A 17,557-nucleotide genomic window follows, 5' to 3' on the forward strand; every position below is an offset into this window, starting at 1 on the left:
GGGGGTGGGGGTGGGGGTGGGCGTGCCGCCGCCGGAGCCGATCTGCAGGTCGACGCAGGAGTAGAAGGCGTTGGCGGTGTCCGCGATGTTCCAGATGGCCAGCAGCTTCTGCCGGCCGGAGAAGCCGCTCAGGTTGACGGTGTGCGACACGGTGGCTCCGGGCTGCTGGCCGCCGCCGGCGACCACGGCCACCCGGGTGCCGCCGATCCAGTACTCCCAGTTGGCCGTGGCGTGCCGGGCGGTGTTGACCCAGGTGAAGGTCACCGAGGTGCCGACGGTGGTGGCCGGCCAGTTGCGGCTGTCGTCGTTGAGCACGGCGAACTGGGCGATCCCGGCGTGGCAGCTGCGCAGGCCCTTCGGGCCCTCGACGCTCTGCGGCTCGTACTTGATCTGGCCGCAGTCGGGGACCCGGTTCTGGGCGCAGAGCGCCTGCCGGCTGGGCGGCGAGGAGACGTAGCCGTGGGCCTGGGCGGGCGCCGCGACGGCCAGGCTGGCGCCGAGGACGCCGGTGGTTAGCAGCGGAAGGGTGACTCTTCGACGCATGGCGGGCAACTCCTTCGTGGGTGGGGAAGGTACCCATGAAGATAAATTAAACTTTGTTAACAGTAAAGACCCTTGTCTATAGATTCCGGCCGGCCCGTCGTGCCTTGAGCGGCTCGGACCGCTGTGGAATTCTTGGTGGCCGATGGTCTGCCACGCGCGGGGCAGAGCGTCGTCCGATGGGCAACCGGAGCCCGGCAGGGCCCCGGGGGGCGGCGACACATCACCGGCAGCACCACGTCCAGGGTCCGCCGCGGCGCGGCCGGACCCGCCCAGCCCATCGAAGGACCCCCATGACCAACCGCACCACGCCCGGCTCCCCCACCCGGGCGTCCGGCCGGCGCCGCTGGACCGCGCTCGCCGCCGGCCTCCTGCTCACCGCCGGCACACTCACCGGCATCGACGCCCCGGCCGTGGCCGCGGACGAAGCCCCGGTCGCCGTCACCGTCAACGCGCGGGCCGGCCTGGCCCGGGTGCCGGACACCGCGCTCGGAGTCAACCACGCCATCTGGGACGCCAACCTCGGCACCACCCAGACCTCCGACCTGCTCCGCGCCGCCGGCGTGCGGATGCTGCGCTACCCCGGCGGCTCGTACGCCGACATCTACCACTGGCGCGACCACAGCGCGCCCGGCGGCTACGTGGCCCCGGGGACCGACTTCGACACCTTCATGGCCGGGGCCCGCCGGGTCGGCGCCCAGCCCATGATCATCGCCAACTACGGCACCGGCACTCCGGCCGAGGCCGCCGACTGGGTCCGGTACGCCAACGTGACCAAGGGCTACGGCGCGAAGTACTGGACCATCGGCAACGAGAACTACGGCAACGGCCACTACGGCTCCGCCTGGGAGGCCGACGACCACCCCGACAAGAGCGCCACCCAGTACGCGCGGCTGGTCGTCGAGTACGCCGACGCGATGAAGGCCGTCGACCCGAGCATCAAGGTCGGCGCGGTGCTGACCATGCCGGCGAACTGGCCGGACGGGCTGACCGCCGGCGCCGACCCCGGGCCCTGGAACCAGACCGTCCTCACCCTGGCCGGCCCGAAGATCGACTTTGTCGACGTGCACTGGTACCCGGGCGGCAGCGCGGCCGACTCGCTGGCCCGGACCGCGCACATCCCCGACGCCAGCTGGCTGCTGCGCCAGCAGATCGCCCGGTACGCCGGCCCGAACGCCGGGCGGATCGGCATCAGCTTCACCGAGCTCAACGTCGGCGCCGGCCAGAACACCCAGCCCGGCGCGCTGTTCCTCGCCGACGCGTACAGCGGACTGCTGGAGAACGGCGCCTTCACGGTCCAGTGGTGGAACGTGCACAACGGCATCGGCACCGTCTCCGAGGTGGCCGGGCAGACCGACTACGGCGACTTCGGGCTGCTGTCCAGCGGCGGCTGCACCGCCGACGGCACGGTCTGCGAACCGCCACTGAACACGCCGTTCGCGCCGTACCACGGGCTGGCCATGATGAACCTCTTCACCCGCCCCGGTGACCAGTTCGTCCGCGCCGGCACCGACCAGCCGCTGGTCAGCGCGCACGCGGTCCGCCGGGCCGACGGTGTCCTCGCCGTGCTCCTGTTGAACAAGGACCCGGAGAACGCCCACCCGGTCACCATCGACTACGCGGGCTTCACCCCGTCGGGCGCGGCGCCGACCGTGCACACCCTCGCCAACGGCGCCACCGGCATCGCCAGCGGGCAGTCCGGCAGCGCCACCAGCCGCACCCTGCCGCCGTACTCGCTGACCACCCTGGTGCTGCACCCGGCCGGCCCGACCCGGGTCGCGCCCGGCGCCCCGGGGCAGCCCACCGCCGGCGCGGTCACCGATCGGACCGCCACCCTCTCCTGGCCGGCCGCGGCCCGCACGCCGGGCGGCGCGGCCATCGCCAAGTACGAGGTGTACCGGCAGCAGGGGGCGATCAGCGAGCAGCTCGGCGAGACCGCCGGCACCACGCTCACCGTCGGCAACCTGGAGGCCGGCCGCCGGTACACGGTGAACGTGCTGGCCCGGGACACCGCCGGCAACGTGTCCTGGTCCTCGCCGCCGCTGACCTTCGTCACCGGCACCCCGGCGGAGAGCGCCTGCGCGGTGCGCTTCACCCTGGGTACCGACTGGGGCAACGGCTACGTCGGCACCGTGGACGTGGTCAACACCGGGCCGAGCCCGATCGACGGCTGGACGCTCAGCTGGACCTGGCCGACCCCCTGGCAGCAGGTGAGCAGCGGCTGGAGCGGGACCTGGTCGCAGACCGGCACCGCGGTGAAGGTCACCAGCACCGACGACAACCGCCGGCTCGCTGCCGGTGGCGGCGCCACGAGCACCGGCTTCGTCGGGGCGTACAGCGGGCCGAACGTGCTGCCCACCGCGTTCCGCCTGAACGGCACGCTCTGCACCACGCGCTGAGCGGCCCGGTCCCCGGCCCCGCGACGCGACCCGGCGGCGTGGGGCCGCGGCACCGTGGCCCCACCCCGCTCGGACCGGGTTCGCGCCGGTCGGGCCGGGGTGGCGCCGGCCGGGCCCGGGTGGCACCGGTCGGACCGGGTTCGCGCCGGTCGGACCGGCGTGGCACCGGTCGGACCGGGCCCGGCTGAGGCCTAGCGTCGACCGTCGCCCACCGTGCCGGCCCGGCTCGGTGGGCGGCGGGGTCGCGGGGGCCGGCGCATCCCGGGGCGCGGCGGCTCGACCAGGTGCGGCCGGAGCCGGACGACCGGCACCGGCACGGCCGTCGGGCGGCGCACCGGCCGGGGCCGGGGCAGCACGATCAGGATCAGCCCGAGCAGGGCGGCGGCCACGATGCCGTCGAGCCAGTAGTGGTTGCCCGTGCCGACCACCACGAGCAGGGTGAGCAGCGGGTGCGCGAGCCAGAGCCAGCGCAGCCGGCCGGCGGTGACGGCGACGAGCGCGACCGCGACGGCCAGCGCCCAGCCGACGTGCAGCGAGGGCATCGCCGCGTACTGGTTGCTGAGGGTGTCCGCGTCGGGTGCCCCGTAGACGGCCGGACCGTACCGGCGACCGGTGTCGACCAGGCCGGTCAGCGCGGTCATCCGGGGTGGGGCGAGCGGGAACAGCATGTGCAGCACGAGCGCCGCCCCGGTGAGCGCGACGAGGGCGCGCCGGATCCACCGGTAGTGCGCCGGCTGGCGGAGGTAGAGCCACACCAGGCAGAGCGCGGTGGCCGGGAAGTGCACGTACGCGTAGTAGCAGTTGGCCAGCTTGACCAGCAGCACGTGGGCGAGGAGCGGGTCCTGCAGCAGCGCCTCGCCGGGCAGGTGCAGCAGCCGTTCCAGTCCCCAGACCCGCTCGCCGTTGGCCAGCGCGGTCGCCGCCCGGCCGTCGGCGAGGACCCGGCCCGCCTTGTACGCGAGGAACAGCGCGGCCACGAGCGCCAGTTCGCGCAGGGCCCGGTGCACCGCCGCGGCCCGGCCCTGGTCGGCCGGGGCCGGCCGGGGGGACGCCGCCTCCGTGGTGTCCACAGTTCCTCGATTCGGGTCGCGGCCGGGGGTCCGGCCTCTCTGGCACGGGCCAGGGCCGGCGCCGATGTCGGCGACGGCCCTGGCCCGGGGGTGCGGCGTCAGCGGCGTACCGGATCCTTCGTGCCGGGGTCGATGGCGACCTCGTCGAAGGCGGGCGCACCGTCCACCGCGTCGGCCGCCACCGCGACCGACCGGCTGGTGTCCGGCAGGTCCAGGCTGGACCGGAGCATCACCGGCTTGAGCAACAGCGCGGCGATGATGCCGACCACCGCGATGGCCGCCGAGATGAGGAAGATGTGCCCGGTGGCGTCACCGTACGCGGCCCGCACAATCTCCTGTACGGGGGCCGGCAGGGCGCCCAGGTTCAGCGTGCTGCTGCCGCCCCCGCCGGAGGTGGGGATGCCGGCGGCGGCCAGGTCGTGGGTGATCCGGTCGGTCACCCGGCGAGCCAGGACGGCGCCGAGCACGGACACCCCGATGGTGCCGCCGAGCGAGCGGAAGAAGGCGACGGTCGAGCTGGCCGCGCCGATGTCCCGGAGCGCGACGGTGTTCTGCACCGCGAGCACGAGGTTCTGCATGGTCATGCCGACGCCGACCCCGACGATGAACATGGCGGCGCCGACCAGCACCAGCGACGTCTCGTGGTCGACCGTGCCGAGCAGGGCGAACCCGGCGACCAGGATGATCGAGCCGGCGACGATGTACGGCTTGATCCGGCCGGTGGCGGTGATCAGCCGGCCGGCGACGATCGAGGAGATCAGCACGCCGGCCATCATCGGGATGGTCAGCAGGCCGGCCTCGGTCGGGCTGTAGCCGCGGCCGATCTGGAAGTACTGGCCGAGGAAGACCGCGCCGCCGAACATGGCCATGCCGACCGCGAGGCTGCCGAGGATGGCCAGGGCGGTGGTCCGCTCCCGGACGATGGCCAGCGGCACGACCGGCTCGGCCGCCCGGGACTCGACCCACACCGCCAGGGCGAGCAGCAGCACGGAGCCACCGACCATCGCGCCGGTCTGCCAGGACAGCCAGGCGAACGAGTCGTCGACGAAGGAGATCCAGATCAGCAGCAGGCTGACCCCGGCCGCGATGAGGCCGGCGCCCAGGTAGTCGATCTTGACGTTCTCCCGCCGGACGGTCGGCAGGTTCAGCGTGATCTGCAACAGGATCAGCGCGACCGCCGCTACCGGCACGCCGACGAAGAAGCACCAGCGCCAGCCGAGCCACGAGGTGTCGACGATGAGGCCGCCGAGCAGCGGGCCGCCGACGGTGGCCAGCGCCATCACGCCGCCGAGGTAGCCGTTGTAGCGACCGCGCTCCCGCGGCGGGATCATGGCCGCGATGGCGACCTGGACGAGCGCCTGCAGGCCGCCGACACCGACGCCCTGGAAGGCGCGGGCGCCGATCAGCTGGCCGGCGCTCTGCGCGAAGCCGGCCACCACCGAGCCGGCCAGGAAGACCACGATGGCGATCTGGATCAGCAGCTTCTTGTTGAACAGGTCCGCCAGCTTGCCCCAGATCGGGGTGGTCGCGGTGGCCGTGAGCAGGGTGGCGGTGACCACCCAGGTGTACTGGGTCTGGGACCCGTTCAGCGCCCCGATGATCTTCGGCAGGGCGGTCGAGACCACCGTGCTGCTGAGCATCGCGACGAAGAGCACCAGCAGCAGGCCGCTGAGTGCCTCCAGCGTCCGCCGGTGGCTCATGGGCTCGGCTTCAGCCGTTACGGTGGGTGCGCTCATCGCGCGTCCTCCAGGTTGTCGTGGTGTGCGAGGGCGACCTCGAGGTCGCGGGTGAATCGACCGAGCGCGACGGAGAACGCCGTCACCTCGTCGGGAGTCCAGTCGGCGAGCGCCCCGGCGAGCACCCGGCCGTACCAGTCCTCGGTGTCGGCTAGGGCGGTCCGGCCCGCCTCGGTCAGCGTGAGCCGGCTGGCCCGCCGGTCGTCGGGGTCGGCCGTCCGCTCGACCAGGCCGTCGGCCACCAGGGTGGCGACGGCCCGGCTGACGGTGGACGGATCGAGCCGGCTCCGCTCGGCCAGGTCGCGGGCCTGGCAGCCGTCGATCTGCCGCAGCAGCCCGACCAGCCCGGGTGGGACGGCCGGCTGGTGGTGGGCGCGGCGCTGCTTGAGCAGCCGGACGCCGGTCAGCAGTTCCTGAAGCCGCGTGCCGAGTTCGCGGGTGGCGGTGCGCACGGTCCTCCTCCGGCCAGCGTTGGTTGCCTCAAGCAATAATCGACGAATCTTGCTCAGTGCGCAACTTTGCCGAATGAGAAACGGATCACGTATGCTGGCCGCCATGCGGGAGACGACCGGGCTCCGGGAGCGCAAGAAGGCGGCCACCCGCCTCGCGCTGCACGAGGCCGCCCTGCGCCTCGCCGCCGAACAGGGCCTCGAGCGGATCACGGTCGAAGCCATCGCCGATGCCGCCAACGTCTCCCGGCGCACCTTCTCCAACTACTTCTCCAGCAAGGAAGAGGCGCTCTTCCACGGCGACACCGCCCGGCTGCGCCAGATGCTCGACGTGCTGCACGAGCGCCCGGCCGACGAGCCGCCGTGGACCGCGCTCAGCGCGGCGGCCCTGCACCTCGCCGCCGACGTGTACGACGACCCGGCCCGGACCTGGCTCACCCGCCGCCGCGAGGTGCACGGCCACCCGGGCCTCCTCGCGCACCAGGTCGTCGCGTACACGGCGATCGAGCGGGAGCTCTCCGGCGAGATCGCCCGCCGGCTCGGCGGCCCGGACAGCGGGCTGCGCTCCCGGATCCTGGCCGCCACCTTCCTGGCCACCCTGCGGGTCGGCATCCAGCACTGGATCGAGCACCCCGACCAGCCGCTGGTCGACACCATCCGGGCGGCGCTCGCCGCCGCCCCGCCGGCCGGCTGACGCCGGCGCCACCGCGGGCTGTCGGAGGGGACCGCCACCGCCGGCCGGCGGACGCCGGCGCCACCGCGGGCTGTCGGAGGGGACCGCTACCGCCGGCCGGCGGACGCCGGCGCCACCGCGGGCTGTCGGAGGGGACCGCTACCGTCGGCCGGTGGTCACCGTCGACGACGTCCGCGCCCTCGCCCGGACGCTCCCCCGCACCACCGAGCACGTCATCCACGACCGGATCAAGTTCCGGGTCGGGCGGATCGTCTACGTCGCGTTCTCCCGCGACGAGCGGAGCATGGGCTTCGGCTACCCGAAGGAGCAGCGGGACGCCCTGGTCGCCGCCGAACCCGACCTGTTCTTCCTGCCCCGCCCGTCCGACCTGCGTTTCCACTGGGTCTGCTGTCACCTCGACCGGCTCGACCGGGAGCAGATGACCGAGCTGGTGACCGAGGCGTGGCGGATGGTGGTGCCCAAGTTCCTCGCCCGGGAGCGGCTGGGCGACGGCCGCCCGGGGCTTCGGTGAGAGCGGTCTCACGCCGTACCGTCCGGGCATGAGCAGCACCACCCCGCCGCCGGCCACGGCGGCCATCCGCCGCTACCGGCCCACAGACCACGACGCGGTCTACGACATCTGCGTCCGCACCGCCGACGCCGGCGGAGACGCCCGGGGCCGGTACGCCAGCGACGACCTGATGCCCGACCTCTTCGCCGGCCCCTACCTGCACCTGCAACCCGACCTGGCGTTCGTGCTCACCGACGCCGACCGGGTGGTGGGGTACGTGGTGGGCACCGCCGACACCTCGGCCTTCGTCCGCGCCTACCGCCGCGAGTGGATCCCCCGGCTGGCAGACCGCTACCCCGAGGCGACCCGCCCCCCGCGGACCCCGGACGAGGAGATGATCGCCCTGCACCACCACCCGGAGCGGCTGCTCCTGCCGGAGCTGGCCGGATACCCGGCCCATTTGCACATCGACCTGCTCCCCGAGCACCAGCGGCGCGGCCACGGCCGGCGGCTGCTGGAGACGTTCGCGTCCGCCACCGCCCGGGCCGGCGCGCCCGCCCTGCACGTCGGCATGGTCACCGCCAACGCGGCGGCCCGCCGTTTCTATGCCGCCCTGGGCTTCCACGTCATCCCGGTGCCCGACCCCGGCCCGCTGACCTACCTGGGCCGCGCCACCGGCTGAGCTGCGGCGCGACGGCCGGTCGGCCCTCGCCCGGCGGTGCCGAGGGCCATCGAATCCGCCCCGCCGCCGGGCCGGCGCTGACAGACTCGGGCGGTGGGCGGCGAGCGGCGCGGGAAGCTCGGCCCGGCCGTTCAGATCGCGCCGGCCGCGCGGGTGGACAAGTTCGAGGTCTTCTTCGACCTCGTCTTCGTGGTGTCCTTCTTCATCATCACCCGGGCCACCGCCGCCAACGTGACCGGCCGGGAACTGCTGCACGCGATGCTGGTGCTCGCCGTGCTCTGGTGGTGCTGGATCGCGCACAGCGTGGTCGCCAGCCGGCTGCGTCTCGGCGAGGGTTTCGTACCGGTGCTGATGGTGGTCGGCATGATGGCGCTGTTCACCTTCGCGCTGGCCCTGCCGCAGACCTTCGGCGGTCTGCACGAGGGCGCCGCCGGCCCGATCCTGGTCACGATCAGCTACGTGGTGATCCGGGGGGTGCACTCGGCGCTGTACTGGCGGGCCACCGAGGGCAAGCCGCAGGCCCGCCGCAAGCTGTACCAGTTCGTCCCCGAGGTCGCGATCACCACGACCCTGCTGCTGATCGCCGCGCTGGTCCCCCCGACCATCGAGAACCCGAACGCCGGCCTCTGGGTACGCGACGGCCTCTGGATCGCCGTGGTGGTGGTCCAGTACAGCAGCGGCCTGCTGACCGGCAGCCACGGTTGGGAGGTCACCTCGGCCGAGCACTGGACGGAACGCTACGACCTGATCCTCATCATCGCCCTGGGCGAGTCGGTCATCTCCGTGGGCGTGGGCGGCAACCTGATCGGCAAACCGGTGACCTGGCCGGCCATTCCGGCGGCCCTGCTCGGCATCCTGTTCACCGCGGCGCTCTGGTGGGCGCACTTCGACATGATCGGACCGGCCGCCCGGATCGCCCTGCACGCCGCCCAGGGCGCGCCCCGCATCGCGATGGCCCGCGACGCGTACGCCTACCTCTACCTGCCGATGATCGCCGGGATCATCCTCTTCGCCATCGGCGCCGAGGAACTCGTCCGGACCATCACCGACCCGGCCGGCGGGGTGGGCGAGCATGGGCACGGGCCGGCCGTACCGCTGCTCTTCGGCGGGGTGATGCTGTACCTGGCCGCGGACCTGGCGTTCCAGTGGCGCACCCTGCGCACCATGACGTGGACCCGGGTCGGGGTGCTGGTGGTCCTGGCGGTCGGGCTTCCGATCGCCCGGGAACTGTCCGCGCTGTTGGCGTTGACGCTGCTCAGCGCGATCTGCGTGGCGCTGGTCGCGGTCGAGGTGGTGGTGCTGGCCGACTCCCGCCACGCGCTGCGGCAGACCGTCTTCGAGGAGCGGGCGAGCCACGAGGCGAGCGAGGCGGCCTGGCGGGCCCGCTGGCACGACGGCGGCGCCGAACCCCCGGTGGAGTGACGTTCCGGTCCCGGCCGGTGGGACGTAGAGTCTCCGCGTGATCGAGATCGACAGCGAGGTCGAGCTGTTCCACCCCGTCGACCGGGCCTGGCGGGCGCTCACCGACCGGGCGCTGGTCGCCAAGTGGTTCGCCGAGGTCGTGCCGGGGTCGGACCGGCTCGTGCTGCGCACCGCCGGACTGCCCGGCTTCGACGCCGACCTCGCCGTCGAGGTGCGGGAGATGCGGGCGCCGGAGCGGCTGGTGCTCTCCGCCCGGGAGGGCGACCAGCTCCTCCTGCTCACCGCCACCGTCGCGCCGACCGCGCACGGCTGCCGGCTGGCCGTGCGGGAGACCCTGGAGCAGGGTGACTGGGACGAGGCGCAGCGCACCCGCCGCGAGGAGCAGCACCAGCAGGCACTGGGGGTGCGGCTGCCGGCGATCCTCGACTGGCTGGCCTTCCAGCAGGTGGACCTGCGCCGCGCGGAAGGGGCGCTGACCGCGGAGCTGCCGGTGGTCCGGCCCGACCGGCGGGCCGGCCGCCGGTGGGCGTTGATCACCGCCGGGGTGGCCGGCCTGGCGCTGGCCGCCGGGGCCGCGCTCTGGGCGACCCGTCCGACGCCCGACGCGCCGCAGCCGCCGCCCGCGGCGACCCCGCTGGTCATGCCGAGCGCCCGCAGCCAGCCGGCCGCTCCCCGGTTGTCCCGCACCGCCGCGCCCGCCGTCCGCGGCAGCACGGCGACCGGATCGACGTCGAGCGCCCGGCCGAGCCGGACGGCGAGTCTACGCCCGACGCCGACGGCCACGTTGACCGCCGGCTACCGGACCGTGACCGACCGCATCTTCGGCTACCGGGGTGAGGTCAAGGTGGACAACATCGGAAAGGCGGCGAGCCCGGGATGGACGGTCACCGTCACGCTCGGCGACGGCGCCACCCTCGGCAACGTCAGCGGGGCCGAGTTCAGCCAGGACGGTCGGGTGGTCACCTTCGTGGGGGCGGCGCTGCCGGCCGGGTCGTCGGCGACGGTCCGCTTCGACGTCCGGGACCCGGATCCGCTCCATTCGGCCCCGGACGGTTGCGCCGTCGGCGGCACGCCCTGCACCGGCCGGTGACCGCACCGGTCAGCCGGCTGGGGCGCCGGCGCCGAGCCGGACCAGGTGGACCCGCGCCGGTCTGCGCCGGCCCACCTGGTCGTGGGTTCGCTCAGCCGCAGAACTCCCGCCACGCCGTCATGCTCGCGGAGTCCCGGAGCCGGTAGTCGATGCCGGCCTCCTCGCGCCAGTCCAGGTCGAAGTAGTCGACGAACAGGGCGCCCTCGGCGGTCAGGTGGCTGGAGAGCGCGCGCAGCCAGGCCGCGCGGGCGCTGCCCGGGTCGCCGGCGACCAGCGGGCTGCCGGTCTCGGCGATGCCGAACGGCAGACCCTCCTGACGGCTGACCGCGATGACCTTGGCGAACATGTTCGCCGGCGCGTTGTAGGTGCCGTTCTTCCACCCCTCGTTGTAGACGTCCCAGCCGAGCACGTCCACGTACTGGCGGCCCGGGTACCAGTCCGTCCAGTCGCGGTGCGAGCCGGACTCCAGGGTCCAGCCCATCAGGATGAGGGTGGCCCGCAGCCGGGGGTTGCCGGCCGCGGCGGCGAGGCCGGAGACGCGCCGGAACGCCGCCACGAACGCGTCCGGCGCGAAGTTGTCGTTCTCCGGCTCGTGATAGTAGGTCCAGTAGATGTCCTGGTTGGTCGGCGCGGTGCGGAACCACTCCCGCAGGTAGGCGTCGTGCTTACCGGAGTTCACCTCGGCCGGCGCCGCCTTGAACGACACGATCATCGGCCGGCCACCGACGTTGAGCTTCCCCGGCCAGGCCTGCGGCAGATCGCGGTAGAACACGCGCACCGACTCCAGGCCGTTGTAGTAGCCGTCGATCCGGGCCAACGCCTGCTGGTAGGTCTCGCCGGCGGTCTCGCTGTTGAACGACGCGCCGCAGAGCGTGCTCGTCGACCAGCTGTAGTCGATCACCAGGCGGGGGCCGGTCCCCTGCTCGCGGGACTGCACGGAGGCGACCGACTCGGCGGTCGGGTTCACCAACGCGAAGTTGACGGTCCCCGGGGCCCGGACCGTGGTTCCCACGCTGAACGAGTACGTGCCGACACCGGAGCCGGGCAGGGTCGCGCTCGCGACCGTGGCGCCCACGGTGGGCCGGGTGGCGTACGTGGTGGTTTCGCTCCAGGTCCCGGTGAGAGCCCGCAGTTCGAGGCGGGTGGGCTGCTGGTCGGACTTGTTCGAGGTGAACTCGACCCAGGCTCCCACGATGGGCCGGCTGTCGGTGGGCACCTGGAACCGCACGTAGCTCTCGCTGTGCCATGTCGTCCAGTTCGCCGAGGTCAGCTTGGTCGCCGTGCCGTAGCTGTTCGTCGGCGCCTCCGCCACCACGTAGGTGTCCAGCGAGGCGGGCACGGTCACCCGGGTGCTGGCCACGGCGGCCGCGCCGGTTCCGGCCGGAGTGGCCCGGGCCGGGGTGCCGGCGGGCCCGAGCACGCTGACCGCGGCGATCGCCGCCAGACCGGCCGCGGCCGTCCGTCTTCTTGAGCTGCGCAGCACTTCATGTCCCCGTTCGTCGGTTCGGAAGATCAGAGCGATCCGATTATGGTGATCACATCGACCGCTGTCTGCCCCGTCCGGTCGGCGGCGCGCGGTGGTGCGACGGTGGTGCCGGTGCCGCCGTCCGCCAGCTGGCCAGATCCCCGCGTGTGGTTGCCCCTGGGGGGTGCCGGCGGCCGGGACCGGGCCGCCGGCACCCGGCGGATCAACCGGTCCGTAGCCAGACGGCGGTGTCCGGCGGCAACCGGTCGTCGTCCAGTGGCGCGCTGGCCAGCAGCAACTCGTGGTGCGGCGGCAGCGGCACGCCGGCGCCGGAGAGGTTCACCAGGCAGGTGAAGCCCGGGTCGCGGGCGAAGGCGAGCACCCGGTCCGGGGCGGGCAGCCAGGTCAGCGTGCCGTCGCCGAGGGCCGGTTCGCGCCGGCGCACCGCGATGGCTGCCCGGTAGAGCTCCAGCATGGAGTGCGGGTCGCCGGTCTGGGCCCGCGCCGTGCGGTCCTTCCAGTCGGCGGGTTGGGGCAGCCACGGGGTGGCCGTGGCACCGTCCGGGCTGAACGCGAAGGGCGGCGCGTCACCGCTCCAGGGCAGCGGCACCCGGCAGCCGTCCCGGCCGGGATCGACCCGGCCGGAGCGTTCCCACATCGGGTCCTGGCGCAGCTCGTGGGGGATGTCCTCGACCTCCCAGAGCCCCAGCTCCTCGCCCTGGTAGAGGTAGGCGGCGCCGGGCAGGGCCAGGGAGAGCAGGGCGGCGGCCCGGGCCCGGCGGGTACCGAGTTCCAGGTCGGTGGGGATGCCCTCGCGTTTGGCCGCGAAGCTGAACGTGGTGTCGGCCCGGCCGTACCGGGTGACGTGCCGGGTGACGTCGTGGTTGGACAGCACCCAGGTGGCGGGCGCGCCGACCAGCGCGTGCGCGGTCAGCGTCCCGTCGATGCTCTCGCGCAGCGCCGCGGCGTCCCAGGCACAGCCGAGGAAGTCGAAGTTGAAGGCGGTGTGCAACTCGTCGGGGCGCAGGTAGTTGGCGAACCGCTGCCGGTCGGGCAGCCACACCTCGCCGATGAGCGCCCGGTCGCCGGGGTAGGCGTCGGCGATCCGCCGCCAGGCGCGGTACACCTCGTGCACCCCGTCCAGGTCCCGGAACGGGTGCGGCCGGTCCGGCCGGGTCTCGGGCAGTGTGCCGTCCTTGACCAGCAGCCCGGCCGAGTCGATCCGGATGCCGTCGACGCCCCGGTCGAACCAGAACCGCAGGATGTCCTCGAACTCGGCCCGCACCCGGGGATGGTCCCAGTTGAAGTCCGGCTGCTCGGGGGCGAACAGGTGCAGGTACCAGTCGCCCGGGGTGCCGTCCGGGTTGACGGTCCGGGTCCAGGTCGGGCCGCCGAACTCGCCGACCCAGTCGGTGGGCCGCTGGTCGCCGTCCGGGCCGCGGCCGGGGCGGAACCAGAACAGCTCCCGCTCGGGCGCGCCGGGCCCGCCGGCGAGCGCCGCCTGGAACCAGGGGTGCCGGTGCGAGCAGTGGTTCGGTACCACGTCGACGATCGTCCGGATGCCGAGCGCGTGCGCCTCCGCGATCAGCGCCTCCGCCTCGGCCAGGGTGCCGAAGACCGGGTCGATGTCGCGGTAGTCGGCCACGTCGTAGCCGGCGTCGGCCATCGGCGACGGGTACCAGGGGCTGAACCAGACGGCGTCGACGCCGAGCGCGGACAGGTGGGTCAGCCGGGACCGGATGCCCGCGATGTCGCCGACGCCGTCACCGTCGCCGTCGGCGAAGCTGCGCGGGTACACCTGGTAGATCACCGCTCCACGCCACCACGGAACGCTGTCTGCTGTGGACACGAGCACCTGCTTTCTGCGTCGGTACGTCGGCGGGATCGCCGGACCTGAGGTGTGCCGGTCGAACGTCGTCGTTCGCCCGGGGTGTTCGGCTGCCGGCCGTCGGGCGTGCCGGTCCGCCCCCGGCGGGCTACCCCTTGAGGCCGCCGGTGGTGAGGCCGGACATGATGTTCCGCTGGAAGATCAGGAAGATGACGACGGTCGGGATCGCGGCGATGACCGAGGCGGCGATCACCACGTTCATCGGGGTGCCACCGGCGAAGGCGTAGATGCCGACGCTGACCGTCCGGGTCTCCGGCGACGGCATGACCAGCTTCGGCCAGAGGAAGTCCTTCCAGACCGCGGTCACCGCGAAGATCGACACCACGCCGAGGATGGGGCGCGACATCGGCAGGATGATCGACCAGAGCGTACGCAGCGGGGTGGCCCCGTCCACCAGGGCCGCCGCCATGAGGTCCTCCGGGATCGAGTCGAAGAACCGTTTCAGCAGGAAGATGTTGAACGCGTTGGCCACCAGGGGCAGCCAGATGGCGAACGGCGAGTCGAGCAGGTTGAGGTGCAGGATCGGCAGGTCGATCACCGTCACGTACTGCGGGACGATGAGGACCATCGCCGGGATCATGAGGGTCGCCAGCATGAGGCCGAGGATCACGTTGCCGAAGATCGGCCGGAGCTTCGACAGCGAGTACGCCGCCGCGGTGTCCAGGACGAGTTGGAACAGCACCGCCCCGGTCGCGTAGTAGAAGGTGTTGAACAGCAGTTTGGCGAGGTCCAGGTTGTGCCACGCGTCGACGTAGTTCTGTGGCTGCGGGTCCTTCGGGAACAGCGACGGCGGCGTCTGCGCGATCTCCTGGCCGGACTTGAGCGCGCCGGTGACCATCCAGTAGAGCGGTCCGATGAAGACGAGCGTGAACCCCACCACGACGACGGCGAGCACCGTCCAGTAGATCACCCGGCCGCGTCCCCGGGTGAGCTGGGCGGAGGAGATGAGGGTACGGGTCGCGGAGTCCTGGGCCATGGGTCGTCCGTCCTAGTCCTGTTTCGCGGTCAGCCGCAGGTAGCCGGCGGAGAAGCCGGCCAGCACGACGAGCATGATCACCCCGAGCGCCGCGGCGCCGTTGAGGTCGTTCTGGAAGAACCCGTGCTGGTAGATGAGGTACGCCACCGACGTCGCCGAGTCTCCGGTGCCCGCGCCGTTGGCGAGGATCAGCGGCTCGATGAAGAGCTGCATGGTGGCGACGATCTGCATCATGGCCAGCAACGCGAGGATCAGCCGGGTCTGCGGGATGGTCACGTGCCGGATCCGCCGCCAGATGCCGGCGCCGTCGAGTTCGGCCGCCTCGTAGAGGTCGCCGGGGATGTTCTGCAGCGCCGCCAGGTAGATCAGCACCGCGCTGCCCATGTTCATCCAGGTCGACGCGAGCACCATGGCCGGCATGGTCATCCGGGGTGACTGCATCCATTCCGAGGTGGGCAGGTGCAGCGCCGCGAGGACCGCGTTGAACAGGCCGGCCTCGCTCGGGTCGTAGGCGTAGAACTTGAACAGGAAGAGCGCCGAGGCGGGCGGCAGCATCACCGGCAGGTAGACCAGGATCCGCAGGTAGCCCTTGGCGTGGCGGAATTCGTTGAGCAGGATCGCCACGAAGAACGGCACCGCGTACCCGAGGACCAGCGCGAGGAACGTGAAGTAGAAGGTGTTCTTCCAGGCGGTCCAGAAGCTGGGGTCCGCGACGATGCGGGCGTAGTTGTCCCAGCCCACCCAGGTGGTCTCGCCCCGGCGGGTGCGCTGGAAGCTCATCACGACGCCGCGGATCATCGGGTACCAGGAGAAGACGGCGAAGCAGGCGACCGCCCCGATCAGGAACGCGTGCCCGCTGAGGTTGTCCCGCACCTTGCGGCCCAGGCTCGTACGCCGGGACCCGGGCGGGTGCGGCGTCGGAAAGCGACCCGGTTGCCTGGTGGTACCCGGGACGGTGGTGATCGCCAAGGCTTCTCCTGCGGACGTCGGTGACCGGACGGACGGGCGGGGTGTGGGGGCCGGGGCGCCGGCCCCCACACCCGTGGCTCAGCTGGCCGTGGACAGCACCTGGTTGACCTTGTCCTCAGCCGTCTTGAGCAGCGCGTCGATGTTCGCGTTCGGGTTCGTCAGCACCCCGGACATCGCGGCGTCGAGCACCGCGTAGATCGCCTGCGCGTTGCGCGGCTCACCCTTGATCGGCACCGGGTTCGCCTCGAAGATCGCGAAGTTGGCGGTGTCGACGTTCGCGTTCGCCTTCCGCAGCTCGAGTTCCTGCTTCTGCGCGTCGCTGCCGTTGGCGAACAGCAACGGCTGGGGCAGGCCCACCGGGTAGTTCTGCGGCTTGGCCCGCACGTAGTCGAACTGGCCCTTGCCGGGCGTCAGTTTCTGGTACGCGATCCACTTCAGGCCGGCCTTGACCTGCTCGGGGGTGAGGCCCTTCTTGAAGAAGTAGCCTTCGCCGCCACCGAGCGTCCCCTTTGCCGGGCCGTCCTGGCCGGGCAGCGGCGCCATCGCCCAGTCCTGGAACTTGCCCTGGAACTGGCTGACGATCGCCTGGGTGGTGTCCGGAGCGCCGATGAACATGCCGACCTTGCCCGCGCCGGCGTTGGTCAGCAGGTCGCCCCACTGGAGCAGCTGGCGGCTGCCCATGCTGTTGTCGCCGTACCGCATGTCCTTGAGGTTCTGCAGGACCTGCTTGCCCATGGCGTTGTTGAAGTCGGCCTTCTTGCCGTCCTCGGTGAGCACCCGGCCGCCCTGAGAGTAGAGCAGGGAGGTGAAGTGCCACCCGCCGGTGTTGCCGGCGCTGTACTCGGAGTAGCCGGCGATGCCGTTGCCCAGGGCGGCGATCTTCTTGGCCGCGTCCCGGACCTCCGCCCAGGTCTTGGGCGGGTTGTTCGCGTCGAGGCCGGCCCGCTGGAACAGGACCTTGTTGTAGACCAGGCCCATCGAGTAGTTCTTCACCGGGACGGCGTAGAGCTTGCCGCCGTCGGTGAAGACCTCCTTGAGCGCGGGGTCGACGCTGTCCCAGGTCGGGATGGTGTCCTTGGTGGCGTACTCGGTGATGTCCATGGCCTGGCCGGAGTCCAGCACCTGCTGGAGATCGGTCATGTACCCGTAGAACACGTCGGTCACGGTGCCGCCGGCGAGGCGGGCGGTGAAGTCCGGCGGGTTGTTGCACTGCTCGCCGACGCTGACGCTCTTGATGACGATGTTCGGGTTCTGCTTCTGGAACTCGGCGACGTCGTCGTTCCAGTTCTTCAGCAGCTCCTTCTGGGCGCCGACCGGCTGGCAGTCGACCGTGATGGTGACCTTGCCGCTGGCGTCCTTCGCCGGTTCGTCGCTCTTCGTGGAGCAAGCCGCGAGGCTGAGCCCCAGGCCGGCCACGAGCGCTAGCGCCGCAGCCTTCCGGTACTGCGGTACGGACATCTGTCCATCCCTTCGGGAACGGGTGTATCCACGGCCTTCGCTGATCTGCGGTGAACGTCACCGCGGGGATGCCGGTCGAGCCGCATCCGCCGCCGGACCTGTCCCCGGTGGAGCGTCGGGGCAGGTGTGAGTGGAGTCACCGTAGCTATGCGAACTGACTTCCGCAAGGTTTCGATCGTGTAGCGAAAGAATGCGACCGGCAGTCGGAAGAGAGTGACCGATCCCGCTT

15 protein-coding genes are annotated in these 17,557 nt (G+C 72.3%); 6 read left to right on the top strand and 9 right to left on the bottom strand.

Features of this window, described 5'->3' with window-relative positions:
• The coding region (locus tag LQ51_RS07370; RefSeq protein ID WP_046563932.1) for a lytic polysaccharide monooxygenase auxiliary activity family 9 protein at nucleotides 1-543 on the bottom strand (543 nt) is incomplete at its 3' end.
• Nucleotides 544-833: 290 nt separating this feature from the next.
• On the opposite strand from LQ51_RS07370, the gene LQ51_RS07375 reads away from it, so the two are divergent.
• Nucleotides 834-2,939, top strand: coding sequence for a cellulose binding domain-containing protein (locus LQ51_RS07375; protein WP_046563933.1), 2,106 nt, complete (start codon nucleotides 834-836; stop codon nucleotides 2,937-2,939).
• Between the two features lie 191 nt (nucleotides 2,940-3,130).
• Here the strand turns inward: LQ51_RS07375 and LQ51_RS07380 are convergent, their stop codons facing one another.
• The 3 genes from LQ51_RS07380 to LQ51_RS07390 form a co-directional block, all read right to left on the bottom strand.
• Nucleotides 3,131-4,009, bottom strand: coding sequence for a phosphatase PAP2 family protein (locus LQ51_RS07380; RefSeq protein ID WP_046563934.1), 879 nt, complete (start codon nucleotides 4,007-4,009; stop codon nucleotides 3,131-3,133).
• Nucleotides 4,010-4,107: 98 nt separating this feature from the next.
• Nucleotides 4,108-5,745: an MDR family MFS transporter gene (locus LQ51_RS07385; protein ID WP_046563935.1), complete on the bottom strand. Its 1,638-nt coding sequence runs from the start codon at nucleotides 5,743-5,745 to the stop codon at nucleotides 4,108-4,110.
• On the bottom strand, nucleotides 5,742-6,197 hold the full coding sequence (locus tag LQ51_RS07390; protein WP_046563936.1) for a MarR family winged helix-turn-helix transcriptional regulator: 456 nt from the start codon (nucleotides 6,195-6,197) through the stop codon (nucleotides 5,742-5,744). The genes LQ51_RS07385 and LQ51_RS07390 overlap by 4 nt, the downstream gene beginning before the upstream one ends.
• 103 nt (nucleotides 6,198-6,300) lie before the next feature.
• On the opposite strand from LQ51_RS07390, the gene LQ51_RS07395 reads away from it, so the two are divergent.
• The 5 genes from LQ51_RS07395 to LQ51_RS07415 all read left to right on the top strand — a co-directional run bounded on the left by LQ51_RS07395 (nucleotide 6,301) and on the right by LQ51_RS07415 (nucleotide 10,572).
• Nucleotides 6,301-6,888 carry a TetR/AcrR family transcriptional regulator gene (locus LQ51_RS07395; RefSeq protein ID WP_046563953.1) on the top strand — a complete coding sequence of 196 codons (588 nt, stop codon included), beginning with the start codon at nucleotides 6,301-6,303 and terminating at the stop codon, nucleotides 6,886-6,888.
• Between the two features lie 151 nt (nucleotides 6,889-7,039).
• Entirely contained in the window at nucleotides 7,040-7,399 is a 360-nt protein-coding gene (locus tag LQ51_RS07400; RefSeq protein WP_046563937.1) for an MmcQ/YjbR family DNA-binding protein, read from the top strand.
• Between the two features lie 28 nt (nucleotides 7,400-7,427).
• Nucleotides 7,428-8,060: a GNAT family N-acetyltransferase gene (locus LQ51_RS07405; RefSeq protein WP_046563938.1), complete on the top strand. Its 633-nt coding sequence runs from the start codon at nucleotides 7,428-7,430 to the stop codon at nucleotides 8,058-8,060.
• Nucleotides 8,061-8,153: 93 nt separating this feature from the next.
• Nucleotides 8,154-9,482 carry a low temperature requirement protein A gene (locus tag LQ51_RS07410; protein ID WP_046563939.1) on the top strand — a complete coding sequence of 443 codons (1,329 nt, stop codon included), beginning with the start codon at nucleotides 8,154-8,156 and terminating at the stop codon, nucleotides 9,480-9,482.
• A gap of 37 nt (nucleotides 9,483-9,519) precedes the next feature.
• Nucleotides 9,520-10,572: an SRPBCC family protein gene (locus LQ51_RS07415; protein ID WP_046563940.1), complete on the top strand. Its 1,053-nt coding sequence runs from the start codon at nucleotides 9,520-9,522 to the stop codon at nucleotides 10,570-10,572.
• A 91-nt stretch (nucleotides 10,573-10,663) separates the two neighbouring features.
• Here the strand turns inward: LQ51_RS07415 and LQ51_RS31115 are convergent, their stop codons facing one another.
• From LQ51_RS31115 to LQ51_RS07440, 5 genes are all read right to left on the bottom strand, one after another.
• On the bottom strand, nucleotides 10,664-12,055 hold the full coding sequence (locus tag LQ51_RS31115; RefSeq protein WP_052744771.1) for a CBM96 family carbohydrate-binding protein: 1,392 nt from the start codon (nucleotides 12,053-12,055) through the stop codon (nucleotides 10,664-10,666).
• A gap of 205 nt (nucleotides 12,056-12,260) precedes the next feature.
• Entirely contained in the window at nucleotides 12,261-13,886 is a 1,626-nt protein-coding gene (locus tag LQ51_RS07425; RefSeq protein ID WP_046563955.1) for a glycoside hydrolase family 13 protein, read from the bottom strand.
• Between the two features lie 127 nt (nucleotides 13,887-14,013).
• On the bottom strand, nucleotides 14,014-14,901 hold the full coding sequence (locus tag LQ51_RS07430) for a carbohydrate ABC transporter permease (protein ID WP_046563941.1): 888 nt from the start codon (nucleotides 14,899-14,901) through the stop codon (nucleotides 14,014-14,016).
• Between the two features lie 12 nt (nucleotides 14,902-14,913).
• Nucleotides 14,914-15,870 carry a carbohydrate ABC transporter permease gene (locus tag LQ51_RS07435; RefSeq protein WP_046563942.1) on the bottom strand — a complete coding sequence of 319 codons (957 nt, stop codon included), beginning with the start codon at nucleotides 15,868-15,870 and terminating at the stop codon, nucleotides 14,914-14,916.
• Nucleotides 15,871-15,948: 78 nt separating this feature from the next.
• Nucleotides 15,949-17,328, bottom strand: coding sequence for an ABC transporter substrate-binding protein (locus LQ51_RS07440; RefSeq protein WP_046563943.1), 1,380 nt, complete (start codon nucleotides 17,326-17,328; stop codon nucleotides 15,949-15,951).
• Nucleotides 17,329-17,557 lie beyond the last annotated feature (229 nt).

It is taken from the genome of Micromonospora sp. HK10 (assembly GCF_000982955.1).
Classification (GTDB): Bacteria; Actinomycetota; Actinomycetes; order Mycobacteriales; family Micromonosporaceae; genus Micromonospora.